The 17,698-nt window shown below is 37.6% G+C and carries 16 protein-coding genes; 12 read left to right on the top strand and 4 right to left on the bottom strand.

What is annotated here, in order from left to right; translation table 11 throughout:
- The first annotated feature begins 77 nt into the window (after nucleotides 1–77).
- The 9 genes from KO513_RS15000 to KO513_RS14960 all read left to right on the top strand — a co-directional run bounded on the left by KO513_RS15000 (nucleotide 78) and on the right by KO513_RS14960 (nucleotide 9,024).
- Complete coding sequence (locus KO513_RS15000; RefSeq protein ID WP_215439610.1) at nucleotides 78–593, top strand: DUF5004 domain-containing protein; 516 nt, start codon at nucleotides 78–80, stop codon at nucleotides 591–593.
- Between the two features lie 281 nt (nucleotides 594–874).
- Nucleotides 875–1,927 (top strand): succinylglutamate desuccinylase/aspartoacylase family protein, encoded by a 1,053-nt coding sequence (locus KO513_RS14995; protein ID WP_252735858.1) that lies wholly within the window; start codon nucleotides 875–877, stop codon nucleotides 1,925–1,927.
- 185 nt (nucleotides 1,928–2,112) lie between these two features.
- Entirely contained in the window at nucleotides 2,113–2,535 is a 423-nt protein-coding gene (locus tag KO513_RS14990; protein ID WP_215914096.1) for a hypothetical protein, read from the top strand.
- 413 nt (nucleotides 2,536–2,948) lie between these two features.
- Entirely contained in the window at nucleotides 2,949–5,207 is a 2,259-nt protein-coding gene (locus KO513_RS14985) for a S41 family peptidase (RefSeq protein WP_215914095.1), read from the top strand.
- A 266-nt stretch (nucleotides 5,208–5,473) separates the two neighbouring features.
- Nucleotides 5,474–5,989 (top strand): hypothetical protein, encoded by a 516-nt coding sequence (locus KO513_RS14980; RefSeq protein WP_215914094.1) that lies wholly within the window; start codon nucleotides 5,474–5,476, stop codon nucleotides 5,987–5,989.
- 213 nt (nucleotides 5,990–6,202) lie between these two features.
- Nucleotides 6,203–6,832, top strand: a complete 630-nt coding sequence (locus tag KO513_RS14975; protein ID WP_215914093.1) for a hypothetical protein — start codon at nucleotides 6,203–6,205, stop codon at nucleotides 6,830–6,832.
- A gap of 81 nt (nucleotides 6,833–6,913) precedes the next feature.
- Nucleotides 6,914–7,654 (top strand): DUF2185 domain-containing protein, encoded by a 741-nt coding sequence (locus KO513_RS14970; RefSeq protein ID WP_215914092.1) that lies wholly within the window; start codon nucleotides 6,914–6,916, stop codon nucleotides 7,652–7,654.
- A gap of 235 nt (nucleotides 7,655–7,889) precedes the next feature.
- Nucleotides 7,890–8,399 carry a hypothetical protein gene (locus tag KO513_RS14965; protein ID WP_215914091.1) on the top strand — a complete coding sequence of 170 codons (510 nt, stop codon included), beginning with the start codon at nucleotides 7,890–7,892 and terminating at the stop codon, nucleotides 8,397–8,399.
- Nucleotides 8,400–8,463: 64 nt separating this feature from the next.
- Nucleotides 8,464–9,024 carry a hypothetical protein gene (locus tag KO513_RS14960; RefSeq protein ID WP_215914090.1) on the top strand — a complete coding sequence of 187 codons (561 nt, stop codon included), beginning with the start codon at nucleotides 8,464–8,466 and terminating at the stop codon, nucleotides 9,022–9,024.
- Nucleotides 9,025–9,114: 90 nt separating this feature from the next.
- Here KO513_RS14960 and KO513_RS14955 read toward each other — a convergent pair whose 3' ends face one another.
- From KO513_RS14955 to KO513_RS14945, 3 genes are all read right to left on the bottom strand, one after another.
- The gene (locus KO513_RS14955) at nucleotides 9,115–9,756 is read right to left on the bottom strand and encodes a hypothetical protein (protein ID WP_215914089.1); all 642 of its coding nucleotides are present in this window, start codon (nucleotides 9,754–9,756) and stop codon (nucleotides 9,115–9,117) included.
- 2 nt (nucleotides 9,757–9,758) lie between these two features.
- A complete protein-coding gene (locus tag KO513_RS14950) occupies nucleotides 9,759–10,271 on the bottom strand; it encodes a hypothetical protein (protein ID WP_215914088.1) in 513 nt (170 codons plus the stop codon).
- 415 nt (nucleotides 10,272–10,686) lie between these two features.
- Complete coding sequence (locus KO513_RS14945; RefSeq protein ID WP_215914411.1) at nucleotides 10,687–11,304, bottom strand: collagen-like protein; 618 nt, start codon at nucleotides 11,302–11,304, stop codon at nucleotides 10,687–10,689.
- A 531-nt stretch (nucleotides 11,305–11,835) separates the two neighbouring features.
- Here KO513_RS14945 and KO513_RS14940 point away from each other — a divergent pair.
- The gene (locus KO513_RS14940) at nucleotides 11,836–12,300 is read left to right on the top strand and encodes a hypothetical protein (protein ID WP_215914087.1); all 465 of its coding nucleotides are present in this window, start codon (nucleotides 11,836–11,838) and stop codon (nucleotides 12,298–12,300) included.
- 312 nt (nucleotides 12,301–12,612) lie between these two features.
- Here KO513_RS14940 and KO513_RS14935 read toward each other — a convergent pair whose 3' ends face one another.
- Nucleotides 12,613–16,158, bottom strand: coding sequence for an Ig-like domain-containing protein (locus KO513_RS14935; protein ID WP_215914086.1), 3,546 nt, complete (start codon nucleotides 16,156–16,158; stop codon nucleotides 12,613–12,615).
- 317 nt (nucleotides 16,159–16,475) lie between these two features.
- On the opposite strand from KO513_RS14935, the gene KO513_RS14930 reads away from it, so the two are divergent.
- Together KO513_RS14930 and KO513_RS14925 are read left to right on the top strand one after the other, a co-directional pair.
- Nucleotides 16,476–16,937 carry a hypothetical protein gene (locus tag KO513_RS14930; RefSeq protein WP_215914085.1) on the top strand — a complete coding sequence of 154 codons (462 nt, stop codon included), beginning with the start codon at nucleotides 16,476–16,478 and terminating at the stop codon, nucleotides 16,935–16,937.
- A gap of 193 nt (nucleotides 16,938–17,130) precedes the next feature.
- The gene (locus tag KO513_RS14925; RefSeq protein WP_215914084.1) at nucleotides 17,131–17,616 is read left to right on the top strand and encodes a hypothetical protein; all 486 of its coding nucleotides are present in this window, start codon (nucleotides 17,131–17,133) and stop codon (nucleotides 17,614–17,616) included.
- Nucleotides 17,617–17,698: the final 82 nt, after the last annotated feature.

Raw genomic sequence — 17,698 nt, 5'->3', positions numbered from 1 at the left:
CGGATTTAACACAAGCGCATCGCAACCCTTTGGCCAGTTTCACATCTATCTAAAGAACCTAAAACACATATATACCAATGAAAAGAAAATTCATTTTTTTACTTACCGCAGTTCTTTGCAATGCATTTTTTATTTCCTGTGAATCCGATAACAGCGTAACCTGTCCCGAAGACTATACGGGCGCTCTGGATACCACCGAGGAAAAATTAGTGGGTAAATGGGTGCTGACCGCTATGACGGCCGATACGGAAATTGACCTTACGGACGATAGTGAAGAAAACCCCAGCGAGGACCTTTTTGCCCAGTACGGCGATTGCCAAAAAGATGCCAGTTACACCTTTAGCACCAACAGGGACTACACCTACGACCAAAGCCAAAATGCGGCCGATTGCGATAACAAGGTGGTTTTGGGCGGTACGTGGAAGTTGAGCGGAGACCTGCTTAGCCTTACCGGTAGCTGTAACGTTCAGAACATACCACTAAATTTTAAAGATGACGACTCTGCCTATACCTTTACGGATACGTTTAATATCGTAGATGTAAACGGACAAACCACTCAGGCCAAGGTTACGTTCACCTACACGGCCCAATAACGGCTGTACGCTAAAACATACGTCCTATTCTATGGGCTCGATTTTGCCGGTTTGGAACACCCAGTTCTAGCCGGCAAATTTGTTTTTAGGTTTCTTTGGGGGGATAACAAAATAAGTGGATTTTTAACAGAACATTATCCCATATAAACCACTGCGCTTGCCTATAAAAGTCTCTAAATTTTTAACTTTGTCCTACCTGAAAATTTGGCGGTGCCTTGCTGCCCAATTTTAACTTTTGCGCACTAGGTTCCGCGTACGGATAGTATAAAATTTGCACATTCATGATCAGAACACAGCTTACAAAATTGGCACTTGCCTTGGTACTTACCATAACCAGCTTGCCCCTTAGGGCGCAGGATAATTTTAAAGAAACCTTTGCCGAAACCAACAGACCTGCTTCCCAAAATATTAGGGTTACGCTAACCGATGCCCAAGACCGCATGGCTACCGTGCCCATTACTATCCTAAAAGGAAAAAAAGAAGGACCGGTCTTTACCATCCTTTCCGGGGTGCACGGCTATGAATATCCGCCAATTATAGCAGCGCAGGAATTGATTCAGGAACTGGATACGGACCGGTTAACGGGCACCGTAATCATTGTGCCCATAGCCAATACCGCTTCCTTTTTCTCCCGTACGCCGTTTAAAAATCCCCAAGATGATGTGAATTTAAACCGGGCCTTTCCGGGGGATGCCTCTGGTTCCATTACCCAAAAAATAGCGGCCATGTTCACTACGGATATTATTCCGGTAAGTGATGTACTTTTGGATATTCACGGGGGCGATGCCAATGAGGACCTCCTCCCCTTTGTCTGTTATTACAACAACGAGCAAAAACCGGAACAGACGCAATTGGCACGCAAGCTGTCCAAGGCCAGTGGGTTTCAGTACATGGTTACCTATCCGTACACCTTAAAAGATACGGACCCTGCCCATTACGCCTTTAAGCAGGCCGTACAGGACGGGAAAACCGCATTGAGTATTGAGAGCGGGAAATTGGGCAACGTACAAAAAGAGGCCGTTGCTTCCATAAAAAAAGGGGTGTACCAAATGCTGCACGAAATGGAGATGTACCAAACCAAAACCAGCCCTGAAAAGCTTATTGAACTGAACGGGCAAGCTTATGTAAAGGCGGAGACCAAGGGCGTATTTTTTAGTGACCTAAAAGCGGGAGATTCCGTAAAGAAGGGCGATATTCTGGGGCATACCAAAGATGAATTTGGGAATATTCTAGGCGAAATAAAAGCGCCCCAATCAGGGATTATTCTTTATAAAATTGGAACCCCACCCGTAAATGTGGGCGAAACCGTATTTTGTATCGGGTACAACCGTTAAACTGTGGTAGCTTTCTACCCACCCATCTCTTTGCGAATTCCAATACATAAAGCACTAGAAGAATGAACTGGCGCTAAAATTGAATTGGTTTGATAGTTCCAAAACAAACTACCTACTATTCAATATAATTGTTAGGCTTAGTTGCCGGGTTTATGTATTTTTATAATACACTAAATCAATTTGTTATGGAACAAGATAGCAAACCTCCAACTTCCTTTTGGCTCGTATCTTCCTTTGCCATTTTATGGAATATTATTGAAATTTATTTTAGTTCCTATGAGCTTAATTTTCTACAGGAACATTTAACTACCGAGGAGTTTGATAAAATGCAATCCCTTCCTAGTTGGTATATTGTTGTGTTTCTAATTGCTCTATTTGCCGAAATGCTAGGTAGTTTCATGCTGTTTATGAGAAAAAAAATTGCCTCTAATTTTTTTGCCCTATCACTAATTACGCTGCTTTTTATAGAACTGTACTGGCTACTGGTTTTTGACATTAAAAAAACCTCCGTTGTATTTTATGCCATTATTCCTATGGTGGTTATTGCAATAGCCACATTCCTTTATTTCTATAGCAAACGGGCCACTACAAAAGGTTGGCTACAATAGACATGGTTAATTGAGTTTATAGAAAACACAACGCGAACAAACTGCCCCACAGCACATTTTTCCTAAAGTGAAGTGAAGAAGAACTGCCAAAAAATGCCACACCCACAGAGAACAGAAATTTAGAACCACCTTCTTTCTTTTTTTACAGCGATGAGCTAAAAATAGCTTGTTGAAAAAAAGCGTTTTACCCTACCCTTTACCGATAAATTCTTACACTTAAACGAATAGTGTAATTCTTACACGCTACTTACGGTTTTCTGTAATCTTATTTTGAATAGTATTGCGATATTTAAAACGTGAATCTATAGGAGAAGCTGATTTGTGGATAAAGCAAAGTGTGTTTTTTACCTAGAGATTAGATATATAAAGCAACTAGTTGCTTTATACAATTGTTGGCAATAATTATGACAATATTGAAACCATTTATCTTCGTTCTAGTTTTAATCTTTCTCAGTTGTACCGAAAAAAAAAGTATAAACAAGGAGAGCGCTCAGAAGGTTGAAAATTTAAAAACCTTTGCTAAAGCCTATGGATATGTAAAATATTTTCATCCAAGTGATGGTGCGTCAGAAATCGATTGGAATTCCTTTGCTATTCACGGAGCTAAAATTGTTGAAAAATGCGAATCTCGCAATGAATTAATTAATGCTTTTGACACTCTTTTCAAGCCAATTGCACCGTCAATAAATTTTACTACAACAAAATCAAACAAATTTGATTTAACAATTATAACTCCAGAAAACTCGCAGGATTTCAAACCTACCTTTTGGCAACACAGCGGTGTTGGTATTGGCATGGACCCCGAACTTAGAACACCTTACCAAAGTTCCAGAGTAAATGGAATCATAAACAAAGATTATTCTTATGTTGTTAGCAAGCTTGCAATGCGAATTGAAGCCGCTAAATTCTTAGGTAATAGAATTAAATATAAAGCATGGGCAAAAAAAGATGATGCCCATTCCAACAATGGATATTTAAGACTTGTACTAGAAAAATCAGATGGAACATCAGATTTAAAAAAAGCACCCGTTGTTGATGAACAATGGAAGCAGTATGAAGTTATTGCTAAAGTCGACTCTCTTACATCATTAATTCAGTTAGGTATTGCCCTTAGAGGTAAGGGTTCTATTCTTTATGACTTACCACAGCTATTTTATGAGAACAATGGTAAATGGATAGAAGTTCCATTAGAAAATCAAGATTTTGAAAAGGAAGAATCTTTAAGTGACTATAAAATTAATAATTGGTATTTTGAGGGCATCGGTTATTCGTGTTTACTGACAAATACGGATTCTTACAAAGGAAATAAATCTGCAGTTTTGGAATATTCCGGAATTATAGAAGAAGAAAAAGGTGAAAAACTTTTCGATAATCAACCTTCTTTTGGTCATATCATTGAAAAAGAAGTTGGTGCAGGAATATATCTTCAAATACCATTAGTGCTATATTCCAACGATAAAGGCACTTATCCAAAATCCGATTCCCTTAGCTTGAAAAAATTAAAAGACAACTTAAAAGAAGTACCTCAAGAAACTTCTGATTTGTCCGTTAGACTAGGTAATGTTATTAATACGTACAACGTATTTCAACATTTTTACCCATACTTTGATGTTGTTGATGTTAACTGGAACAATGAACTTGAAAAAGCATTGGAAAGAAGTTTTAAAGACTCCATCCCCAAAGACCATTTGATAACGTTACAAAAATTTACTTCTCCATTAAATGACGGTCATATAGTAGTTTCGTACAATAGAAATTCAGAATGGGCTACACCTCCAATTACTTGGGAATGGATAGATGATAAACTTGTAATAACAAATGTTTTAAATGATACAATCCCTCTAAACGTCGGCGATATTGTCACAGAAATTAATGGTGAAAATGCTATGCACTATTTTGAAGAAGTAAAATCGAGAATTTCTGCTGGAACAAAAGGTTTACTAAATTCACAAGCCGAAGCACTAAGCCTAAGAGGTGAACATGACTCGAAATTAAATATTAAAGTCAATAACAAAAACATAAAACTTTTAAGAAATAATTATCCATATGGCTCTTCTCGTGGTAGACAATCTGATTATGAAAAAATCAATGATAGCGTTTTCTATCTAAATCTAAACAGCATTCCAATGGAGGAGATTGAAAAACTCATTCCAGAGCTGGAGAAATCGAAGTCTATTATTTGTGATTTAAGATTTTATCCAAGAGGTAACCACGGTTTTATTTCTTATTTATTAAAAGAAAAGGACACAACAAAATCATGGATGCAAATTCCTCAACACATATACCCTGACAGAGAAAAATTAACCTATCAAAATTCGAATTGGTTGCTACCCAGTAAAAAACCATACTTAGGTGACAAACAAATTATATTTATAACCAAAGGTACAGCTATTAGCTATGCCGAAAGTTATATGGGTTTTATTAGAGGTTATAAATTAGCTACAATAATCGGGCAACCAACTGCAGGTACAAACGGTAATATTAATCGATTTAAATTATCGGAAGGGTTTAGCATAAGATGGACTGGAATGAAAGTTCTTAAACATGATGGCTCGCAATTACACGGAATCGGTTTTCTACCTGACGTTTATGTAAAACCCACAATTGAAGGATTAAAAGCGGGGAAGGATGAATTCTTGGAAAAAGCCATTGAACTGACGGAGAAAAAATAACTATTGCCAACAATAGTAACCGTTGCACAAGCCGTTGATTCTCCACGGACCGGATTCATATAAGCCTCTTTACGGGGCTTTTTTTATGGCGGGTCAGAATCGAGGCCCCCGCTAGCACTCGTTTGTAACGCGTGTTCCACATGAGTATACCAATACAACCTAATCTGTGTTAGACTAGTAGCTCAACCCAAAAACACCCAGTTACATGAGCACAATGAATACTTCATTTACGCTATCTTTGCTTTTCATAACTAATCTGTCCCCAATTGAAAACGCAACTACTACCTAACCACTTCTACAATGTATTCTTGATAGTTTTTCTAATAGCCTACAATCCTGTTTTTGCACAAGAGAATTTAGAAAACAACAAGATGGTAACTACTGTATTCAAAGCCTTTAAAAAGAACAACGAAAAGAAAATTTTAAAGTGCTTACCTACCAAAAAAGATATTGAACACCTTGTTCCGCTAATTAAAGAAGCACGACCGCAAGAAACCATTCCTGCAACAGATTCGGTATTAGCTAATTTTAAAGTGGAGCTAATTAAAAATTTTAGACAGTTGATTAAAAAAGGAAACTCTTTTGGTGTGGAATGGGAAAATATAGTTTTAACGGGAGTCCGTTATAATGTTAATCCCTACCGGAACGTACTTGTTGAGCGAGGAGATATTACGCTAGAATGTACTAGTGGAGCTATAGAATTTCTTTTGATTATAAAAAAGTCCATCAATATCCGCGGAAATTGGAGAATAATGAACCAAATGAAATTTAGGCTGCTGTAAACTCCCCTGCTGGAGCAAGCGGCACGCTTGTGAACCTGCGAGTAAACTAGCAACACAAATCAAAAAGGGAGATTGAAGCTGAGCAGAAAATGATTTTTGCGTATAGACAGGTGAAAAAATCAGGTTCAACCCAAAACAATCACTGTGCAGGAAAGCATAGAGAACACGGCAATACACTTTTGCCTAAACCGTTATTGTATCTAAAATTAACTCTTGCAGAAACTAAAAGATAAAAAAGACCTAATCGTTTTTTCGCTCATTTTTGGAGTTATACTAATTGGTTCTTATCATACGTGGCAAAAAGAAACCTCTTTAAGTAAACATAGAAAAATGACTATTGGAAAAGTAACCGATTTTAAATATCGCAAAAATGGGTATATAGATTACCAATTTTACGTGAATGGAGAGCTTTTTGATACAAGTGACCCTGACGACGCAGGCTGGCCAAACTATATTAGAAACGCAAAAGCTCAGAAACAACACTTTTATTTTGTTGAATATGACTCTACCAACCCATACAATTCTAAAATACGAATACAACGTAAATCAATAGGAACAAACACCTTATTTAAAGATAGTATTCCTATAAAAGCTAGTATAGACCAAATAAATAGCATTTCTGATTCTTATATGGATTTGTACATTAGTTACGTTTACCAACAAGGTAGATTTAAATTCAGAACTAGAATTCATAAAGACAGTTTACCATGCGGAACAGTAGCTAATTGTGAACAAGGAGAGATTGATCTGACAATATCTAAGTACTTTCCAGATGCGAACAACCTTTATTTTAAGAGTTATGATAGAATGGCAATGAAGAGAGCCAAAGAGGAAAGGAAATAACGTTTCCCAATACACGTTACATAAAGACGTAGTTGCGGATTCTGCTCGTAACTATACTTTATACCCATTAAAAAAACCGAAATGAGAGAGTTCAGCATTGATAACTTCCCTAGTATAGGCGGTGTTATGTGTTCCAAAATGATAGTTGAAGAGAGTTACAAACCTTTGTTCATTTTCAGAGAAAAACCAACTAATGAAAACGATAGCGGCTGGCGTTTATTTTCAGGATTTGAAAGTGACCAATACTCCGAAAATGCTAATAACTTCGGTATTTATGACCCGAAAACCATTTTAAAAATTGACAATTCAATTTCAGAACTACTATTATACAAAGGAGTTGGAACAGTATGGGAAAGAGAACCTAATAAAGATTGGTATGAAGTCTTTGACTATCCGTTAGAAGATGATTTTATGATTGAAAATCAATTAACCGAAAATTGGAAACTTTCAATTAATAACCTCTTTATTAAAAATAAAGATGAAGATGGCATCATGTTTACCACTAATGACAAAACACTACGTTTAGATATTTGGAGCTACGATGGTAAATTCAAAGAAGAAATTCTTAAAGAAAAAAAAGAAGAAATCAGCAAAAGAAATGCTGAGAACAAGGTACTAAAGAAGTATCAACTTGACCAAGGAAACCGAATTAAAATAGGTTATCACATTAAAGAATATAGCCAACAAAAAGATATAGAATATAACTTAATCTGTGGCTTTTGCATTGTTGATAATGAAGTATTGAATGCCTTTTTTTATTTTGACAACGAAAGTGATTTGGAATGGGCTTTGAATACTTGGAAAATGATAGATTACTTATAAAAAGGTAACAGTTACACACCTGCCATAAAAGCTATAACCAAGTCTACCTCCATCCATGCTGAACGGTGAACCAACATTCCTAGAATCTCCTACACACAATAATTAGTAAGAAATATCATCAAAATAAGTAAACATATAATGATAATTTTGCGATATTTAGTGAAATTTTTGGAGCGACCTTTAACGATTACTGAAGTAGTTAAAGTGTGAACCTCTATTTTTATAACCCCTCATAATGGAAAATATGAATTGCCCTTCATGTAAAAAAGAATATCTAGAATCAGTAGATATTTGCAGTAATTGTAGATATCCCTTTAGCGGAACTGAAAAAGAAAAAGCCATTCATATTGGAAAGTTTATCAACCAAAAAGGCGTTTTAGTTGATTCTGAAGCTTCAATAGAAAAAAGTCAGAAAATACTTTATGGGGTTACCGTTATCAACTTAGTATTTCTTGCTATAGGTTTCTTCAATGGTACATATCAATTAATACATATTTTACTCAATGCTGTACTAATCGTTGTATTTTTATTCTGTGCTTATTTTATAAAAAAAAGTCCGCTTATGCTAACCATTATTCCTTTAGCATTATTAATCGGTGTTTACTCCATCAACTTCATTGTCGACCCGAATTCAGTTTTAAGGGGTGTAATAATGAAGCTGTTTATACTGGGAAGTCTAATCTATAGCATATACTTAATTAAATCTGCGGAAGGGTTCAAGAAAAATTTTGGGATGAACGGATAATACAATTCCTTTACTCCCCTATTTATTAAGGAATAACATGCTTCTGGACACAATAAATCTAAGAATGAAAATTATTTTAATTCTAGTATTACTTTTCACGGTTCATTCAACATATGCCCAAAATAACTTTTACGAATCTACCTGTGATTGTGTCAATCAAATCAAGGATAAATCCAATGAAAGTGAATTAGCCTATAGAACCAAAGATTGTTTAAAGGAATCGACTACCAATCATCCCGAAAAAGTCAAAAAAATTTTAGAAAATTTCGCGAACGACAATCCTAAAAAAAGTACTGAATTCGTGGAAAATAATGCTTCTGACATATTATCCGAAGGACTAAAAACCCATTGTCCCGAATTTGTTAGAATTGACTCCTTGTTTAGAACACTGCGAAACAATTCCGAAAATATTATCACAACCGTGGCTGATGACATTTGTACCCTGGCAAGAAATGAACCTGAATTATCAGGGCAAGTCGTTGACAGAATTAGAAAAAAAAGTATCGAAAAATATTTAGTCAGTATTTATGGGCAATATAATCTTAGTGATAGTTTAGATTTCAGCCGATTTGAAAATGATCTTAAATTAGAGCTTGAGGAAAACTGTGATGTTCCTAATAAGTAAGAAAATAACGTTTCTTAACCAACCCGTAATACAAATTAGGCATACATTCAATTAAAGAAATACTAATGGACATTGAACCCTATTAAGAATTCAATCCATTTCGATAAGATTATATTTTCCCCGCTCCTTTACCAAATCTATTAAATTTTGCTTTATGGTTTGCATAGGTTTAGAATCCACCACAAAGTCTGTGGAAAATATGAGGAATAATTTGTTGTTTTGCTGTACCCATATCCAACTAATGAATTTAAAATGTATTTCTCGTTCCCTATAATTTTGTAAACTCTGAAAACAAGAATTAGCGGTGTCCTCATCTTTAAAAAACCATTCTTCTACCTTGATATTTCCGTTAGGGTTTTCTTCGTTTTTAGTTAAAAAAGAAACGTTTAATCGGGTTGCCTTTGTAAAATCACTATTATCAAAATCTTGGGCTAAGGTTCCCGCAAATCTTTTGGCTTTGTAATTGTTTAATCTTCGCTCTATATATTCTTCTCCCTTTATATCGCCAGCATCTTTATACCCTCTGTTTAAGCGTTCATTAAGCTGTGTTAATTGTTCTACAGCGTCTGTCTGAACACTATCAAATAGAACAGTGAACACCTTAATGGGAGTCTCCGTAACACTATCATTTTGTACAGTTGATTGCTCAGGAATCAATTTGCTTTGGTTGTTAGCGCTTTTACAACTACAAAACGAGAGAACACTAAATAAAGTAATTAGTACCTGTTTCATTTTTACACTGTTATTAATGAAGGACGTGTGGCACTTTCATACTCAGCAGTCAATAATTGACTATTGCTTATCTGAGTTAAGCTATTCTCTCCTGTCAGATTCCTAATTGTATCATTAAATCTGTCCCATTCACCACCACCACAAATTTCTATGCACCCAATTGAACCATAACCACCAGAAATAGGGTTACTAGGACCTTGGTGAATAAAAAACCCATCATATACTCTCCATGCATCATCGTCCATTGTACTTATATAATCCCATGTTAGCGTATGTGTTTGAGCATCGGCTAATCCCACAACTCTAGGTCCTTCCGTAGTTGTTCTATGTACTCCAAAACGTATAGCCTCAAAATCTTCGATCACCGAATTATTTCCGGAAGTTTTACCCTCAATGCTAACACGGTATAAAGGGACTCTATATAAAGTAGAAGGTCTGTTTGGTCTATAAGGATAACTCGTTATGTGTGCATTCCCTAATGTTAGATTTGTAATACGAATGGTAACGGGTCTCATGCTTAAATAGTTTAAAAAGTCTACGAATTATCAGCTTGCTTGCAGTAGCGAACCATAGCCCATATAACGGTTGGAATTGACTAATATACTGATTTCTGTTTACTAAAATGCGCATAGAAGACCAAAACGGGGTTAGCTTTGGATATAAAAAAATAAATTAATCAATACCCCAGATGGCACAGGCATCATGCTAGTGCCTAAGCCCCCCGCTAGCGTTCGTTTGCAACGAGTGCTCTACACCGTTTTTTACAAGTAACCATAAGGCCTTTTGATGGTTAAGAACAGGTTCATGACCAGTGCAGGTAAAGCTTTTCACAAGAACATTCAACCTTAAAATAGAAACTTAAATTGCGCACCTAACTTTAACTAACAGAAAAAAGACCAACCAAACCAGGCAGAATTACACCTCTAAAACCTAATACGCCAATCCAAAATAGTCCATAAGCTCCTCATAGCTCATTTTCTTAAAGTTGGACCGCTCAGAACGCCCAGCAAGAGATACGCCCCCGGGAATCATAACGTACTTGTATTGTGGTTTGGCTATAGAGGAACCGGTTAATTCGTGGTCGCTAAGGTCTGTATCGTCCGTAGAGGTCACTTGAAATCTTATTTCTCCCCTATCATCAAAATGAATAGCGACAAAATACCGTCGTATGGCAAAACCGGAGTGATCAAAAACTAAAGGTAATTGGTATACAGCATTAGAACTACTTCTATAAAAGCACAATACAAACCCACCATTGTCTAAAAACTCTTGGGTAAGCCTAACCTCATCTACTTTCATACTTTTTGACCGTGCTCCATCCAAATAACTAAAATCTTGGTCTAGCCAATCGCTATACATAACGTTTGCGGTTCCTGTTTCTCCCTGTTCACCTGTATCTCCTTTTGGCCCTTGCTCACCTTGTACGCCCTGTTCTCCGGCAGGCCCCATGGGCCCAATATCTCCATCCGAACCATCTTTTGAACAAGATGCCAATGTTAGGGTCAACACCATTAAGCCACCTGCTAAAACTCTCAGAATAGTTTTCATAATTTTTATTTCTTTAGATTTTATACCTATTTATGGCACAAAAAATAAAAGGTTAACCTATAGAGAGTAAAAAATAGAAAAGAAAGGAAGTTGGAGCTTGTTAAGGCCAAGCGCATGAAATGTGGCTGATAATAGAAACTGAAAACAGAATATTAAAATATTGTTCGGTTTACTAAACTCCTCCGCTCAAAAGAAGTAGAGTATTTTCTTTTACCCTACAATTCATAACATATTCCTTACATACCCTTACAGCCTTACCTAGATTTTTAACACAATATTTATAATCAAATCTATAGTACGGGCTAGACCTGAAATTAGCATTTCTCTATTAAGCACTTTTTTGTTCTATTTGTAGTCTTACCTTCTGTCCTGCTTGCCCAGAGCGAAAAGGATAGGGAGCCTTTAAACGAAAGTTACCTAACAACGGACCTTATTTCTCCCTTTTTTATTCATTTTAAAGGCAACTATACGCCTAGATGGCGTCTAGGGTATCTAAAAAATCTGACCGAAAAATCAAAAATTGGAATTGATGTGGGCTATGGAAACAAAAACGTTTCTTTAATAAATACCGGCGAAAAATATATCTTATGGAAAATACGCCCAGAATTCTACTATATCATAAACCCCAATAGAAAAACGCTAAAGTATTTTGCGTTAGAGGCCTTTTACATTGACCATACCGAAGAATTCACTACGCAATCTTTTTTTGACGAACAAAACAACTACCGAAGGTTTAACAAAGCAGATTATAACCGAATAAAAATGGGACTAGTTCCTAAATTTGGGATGTTCATAAATTTAAGTCGCAGCATAGGTCTTAATATATACACGGGAGTGGGTATACGCTACCGCATAAATACGTACGATAATTTTGTGGACCTAAGGCAAGGCACAATCAATGAAGAACATTTTTCTCCGTATTTCAGAAACGAAGGAAGTAAAATTGGAGTTGAATTTACTTTTGGAACAAAATTATATTATCGGTTAAAGAGTTAATGTAATCCTATAATTAACAAGAAACACATTTAAACAAATCAATTGTCTAGAGCATTCTAACCCCATGTACATTAGGTTTTCCCATTGGCCTAATGACAATTCTAGCCGTCATATATTTACCTTTATTTGCTACAGGAGAAGGCTTATTCTCTTTATTTTAATTGCAAACTATGGATGGGCTACATTGGGATTAGTACTATCTTTTTTAATTGCTTTAGGTATTGGTGCAAAGGTAGCCCATAATCATTTAATGGAGGGGAATCCTCCTGCTGATAATATTATCACGTTAATGTCCTTTATTACATAGTACTATTATTGTGGGATAGGGTAATTATCATCCATATATTCTCCAATTGACCCTCCTAGACTATTGGAAATAGTTATTCCTGTAACATTTATACCTTCTGGTGGTATTCTATTTGTATGACTCCCACTCAAATAAACCTCCCCACTACTCGGCATAACAAAATTTCCTGAATTTATATCACTTTGCGGGTTACCTGGTGTGGTATTCCACGTATTAATCAACGATAATAGAAGAGTTCCGCCGAGTGCTGTACGCACCTCTAAAGTTGCATCTCCCTTACCTGTAGCGTTGGTAGTAACAATTTCAATTGTAACATTTGATCCGGCAGGAGCAGTATAAACACCTGTTGTTCGATTAAAAGTAATTGGAGTTTCAATTGATATGCTAATCGTCATTGAATCACTTCCCCCCTTACCATCGTTAACCGTTAGTTCTACATCATAATCCCCTGTACTTGTATAGGTATGGGTTGGATTCATTTCATTTGAAAAGTTGCCGTCACCAAAATTCCATAAATAGGTTAACGTGTCAGGATTAGCGTCTGAAGAACCATCTCCCGCAAATGAAACCAAGGAATTAGGCGCAGCGCTACTAGGTCCTGAAGCTACAGCATTTGGAGCTATATTTAATACGGTAATCGTTAACGTTGCGCTTACTACAGGGCTGTTGCCGTCATTGACCGTGTAGGTGATAACGTCGTCACCGGAAAATCCATTGTTCGGGGTATAGCTGATGATTGTGCCTGAAATGGTCGCATTACCATTGGAAGGACCACTTCCTATACCCACGGCAAGATTATCATTTTCAGGATCGTTGATCTCTCCGGACACATCAATGTCATTGTTACTGGAGTTACCTGCTACGGTGGCCGTAAAGTCATTGGCAGTTGGCGGTTGGTTTGCCACTGCACTAACCTGTACCGTTAGGGTTGCACTCACCGTAGGGTTGTTTCCGTCATTGACCGTGTAGGTGATAGCATCGTTACCGGAAAATCCGTTGTTCGGGGTATAAGTGATGATCGTTCCCGAGATGGTCGCACTGCCATTAAACGGGCCGCCACCTATAGCCACGGTAAGATTATCGTTTTCAGGATCGTTAATTTCTCCGGACACATCAATGGCATTATTGCTGGTATTACCATCTACCGTGAACGTAAAGTCATTGGCAGTTGGCGGTTGGTTTGCCACTGCACTAACCTGTACCGTTAGGGTTGCACTCACCGTAGGGTTGTTTCCGTCATTGACCGTATACGTGATAATGTCGTTACCGGAAAATCCATTGTTCGGGGTATAGCTGATAATCGTTCCAGAGATGGTCGCACTGCCATTAAACGGGCCGCCACCTATAGCCACGGTAAGATTATCGTTTTCAGGATCGTTGATCTCTCCGGACACATCAATGGCATTATTGCTGGAATTACCGGCTACGGTGGCCGTAAAGTCATTGGCAGTTGGCGGTTGGTTTGCCACTGCACTAACCTGTACCGTTAGCGTTGCGCTCACCGTAGGATTGTTGCCGTCATTGACCGTATACGTGATAACGTCGTTACCGGAAAATCCGTTGTTCGGGGTATAGCTGATAATAGTTCCCGAAACAGTTGCACTGCCATTGGAAGGACCACTACCTATAGCCACGGTAAGATTATCGTTTTCAGGATCGTTGATCTCTCCGGACACATCAATGGCATTATTGCTGGAATTACCGGCTACGGTGGCCGTAAAGTCATTGGCAGTTGGCGGTTGGTTTGCTATTGCACTAACCTGTACCGTTAGCGTTGCGCTCACCGTAGGGTTGTTGCCGTCATTGACCGTATACGTGATAATGTCGTTACCGGAAAATCCGTTGTTCGGGGTATAACTGATTATTGTACCCGAAACGGTCGCATTTCCATTGGAAGGACCGCTAGCTATACCCACAGTAAGATTATCGTTTTCAGGATCGTTGATTTCTCCGGACACATCAATGGCATTATTGCTGGAATTACCGGCTACGGTGGCCGTAAAGTCATTGGCAGTTGGTGGTTGGTTTGCTACTGCACTTACCTGTACCGTTAGGGTTGCACTCACCGCAGGGTTGTTGCCGTCATTGACCGTATACGTGATAACGTCGTTACCGGAAAATCCGTTGTTCGGGGTATAGCTGATGATCGTTCCCGAAATGGTTGCACTGCCATTGGAAGGACCACTACCTATAGCTACGGTAAGATTGTCGTTTTCTGGGTCAGCGATATGTGGGTCTATGTCGATATTATTGTTAATAGAATTCGTAATAACATTAACCGTAAAATCATTAGCCGTAGGTGGTTCGTTAGCGACAGTGGTTACCGTAACCGTATACGCTTTAGTCATACTACCCTCGGTAACTGTATACGTAATGGAAGAACTAAAATCTTGTTCCTCTCCCGACATAGGGCTCACGGATTCACCAGTAAACTCTATAGTTGGAATCAATGCGGTAACATCCGTACCCGAAGGCAATTCTACGCTAATATCCGTATCCGCTATAACGCCTTCTACCCCATCAATAGTAAACGAAGTTATTTCAAAAGCGATGGCTTGCTCCGTTACCGTTACCGTCCACTCTTTTTCATTTCCATTCGCTGCCGTGACAGTATATACAACATCGTTTACAAAATCTTGTTGGACATCAGCTCCTGGTGAAACTGTGGCATCATCAGACACCGTTAATATCGTTGGTGCAATATTACGTTCACTTCCCTCTGGGACCGTTACAGCTATGGTAAGGTTCTCTGAGTCGATTATGGCCGTGCCAATTTGTTCAGGAAGAGAGAACGCAAGAATCTCATTCTCGTCCGATGAGAGTTCCTCCACCACTTCAAGGATTACATCTGTGGTTAATACTTGTCCGTTACCGTCCTGGAGGTCAAAAGAAAGTGTTACCCTACCTAATTCCTTTGCCACAAAATTATATTGATAAGTGCCCGGAACGATTTGAACGTAGGTGTCCGTTTCCAGTTCCGTACCATCTTGTTCAGTCCATTCACCCGATCCAACAGTAATATTATAGTTACGTTCGTATGAGGTAAAACCACTCCCTTCATCGCCAAGGGTTACCGTAATAGTTGTAGCAGCGCCCACAAGAAGTTCCGTATCGGCAGCAGTGGCTGTCCATGTTGCAGGAACATTTCTAAGAGTATAGGTCAACTCAAGTTTCTCCGTAAAACCATACGAATCTTCTGCTTGTATGAGGACTTTGTGCTCTCCGGCTTCAGAACTTATATAGTTTAGGTTACGGGACAGCCCATCAAAAGGATATATTTCTCCTGGAACTAAAGGCTCCCCATTATCATCCTCTAAAATGCCTTCCCCTACCTCTACTGTATACTTAAAAGTATAGGTAATATCCTCTAAAATTTCCTCTGGAAATACCGTTAAAACCGTTGCAAAAGACTCATTAACATATCCTTCCTCGGTATTATCACCTAATAAATCGAATTCTACTTCAGTTACAAGATTAACCTCCTTATTGCACGCGATAAGGATGGCCAATATCATAAAAAAATACATCAAATATTTATAGCTCTTGATCATACCGTTTAGGGGCTTAAATATCTAAACAAAAACATTGAATTTCAGGTTCCAGTTTAAAAGATTTCATTGTTAACGATGGCTAAATATAGATATCTTTAAGGGTATGTAATTAGCTTTTATAAAAAACAATAACATCTTAGTCCTCAAAAACATTTAATTCAGCTCAACTACAAAAGAGATAATTAAAACAGAAAAAAATTAGCATTATTGCCGCCTAAAGCATTTTTAGACACTAAACGTATTCGTGGTCTGATCAAAGTTTTTCATGAATAAATCAACTTTAATAGATTAGCGTAAAAAAGCGACATCTATACCCAATGACAAAAATAAAACTCGGCGCTAAAATAGTTTGCTTATTATGGGTAACGTTCTACGCATCCTGCAAGGATGATTGCGAAAATGTTAGCTGCTTTACCCCTCCAACGCCTTTTCAGTTTGAACTGGAGGATAAAACCTCCGGAGAGAATGTATTTACCAATGGCACCTATAACTCTGATGATATTAAGGTCATGGATTTGGAAGACCAGAGCTCCGTTGCATTTTCTTTTATTGATGAAGACGACTATAATATCTTGAAAATTAACACAGTAGGCTGGAAAACCGAAACAGTTACGTATTCCATACAAATTGCGACCCAACCTATATTTGAACTGTATGTTGATGCAGAACGGAAAAGTGGTGACTGCTGTTCTAGCACTACCTATAGGGAAGTCCGTATTGACAAAGCCGAATTTGAAACCACCAATGACCCAAGCTTTTTTAAAATAATCCTAAACTAGCAATTCCATTTTCACCTAAAATCCACTATAAACAAGCAAGTCAATTTTAAACATGAAAATGCATGCTTTCCGTTAATCGTTCTTTGCTTCTCTGTAAGAAATACCACACTTTTAAGCAGAACTATATGAGTGAAATAAAGAGGGGTAGAAAGTGTGAGAATCCATACCACGCCGTTCTATAAACAAGAGACCAATGCAGACTATTTTTGGTTTAGAACTTTCTCTACAACAAAGGATAGCTATCACAAATAGCTTTCAAATTGATTCTGACCAATTACGGTCGTATGCCCAGCATGTGCTCCATAACCGCAATTTCGGGACCAAGGTTAGTGATAATGGTATTGACTTTAGTTCTCCTGTGCATTTTACCACAAATTCCGGCGCTGATGAATTTGCCGGCATGAACATCTTTAGAAAAGGGCGTATTGAACTTTTGGAGCTACCCAACCAAAAAATAGAAATAAAGGGCACTAGCAGTCTGGAATATTTAATTTTCTTTGCTGCGGGTGTTAGCCTTACCATTCTTTTAATATTCCTGTTTTTCCCTCAAAATGAATTTAGTTTTAAACTAATACCAGCAAGTTTTCTTCTTATGGTCCTAATCATAGGAATAGGGAGAAAATTCATCAAAAATAGAATCGCCGAAATCCTTGAGGATATCGTAAAAAACAAAACTTAAAATCTTCGTTACCATACCCCTATCATTAAAAAAGTTATTTTGTTTTTATATGTGAAAGATATGTGCTAAATTTAAAGGAACA

The sequence above is a fragment of the Zobellia sp. B3R18 genome, assembly GCF_018860715.1.
Taxonomy (GTDB): Bacteria; Bacteroidota; Bacteroidia; order Flavobacteriales; family Flavobacteriaceae; genus Zobellia; species Zobellia russellii.
This window is presented reverse-complemented; position numbering and strand designations above follow the sequence as displayed.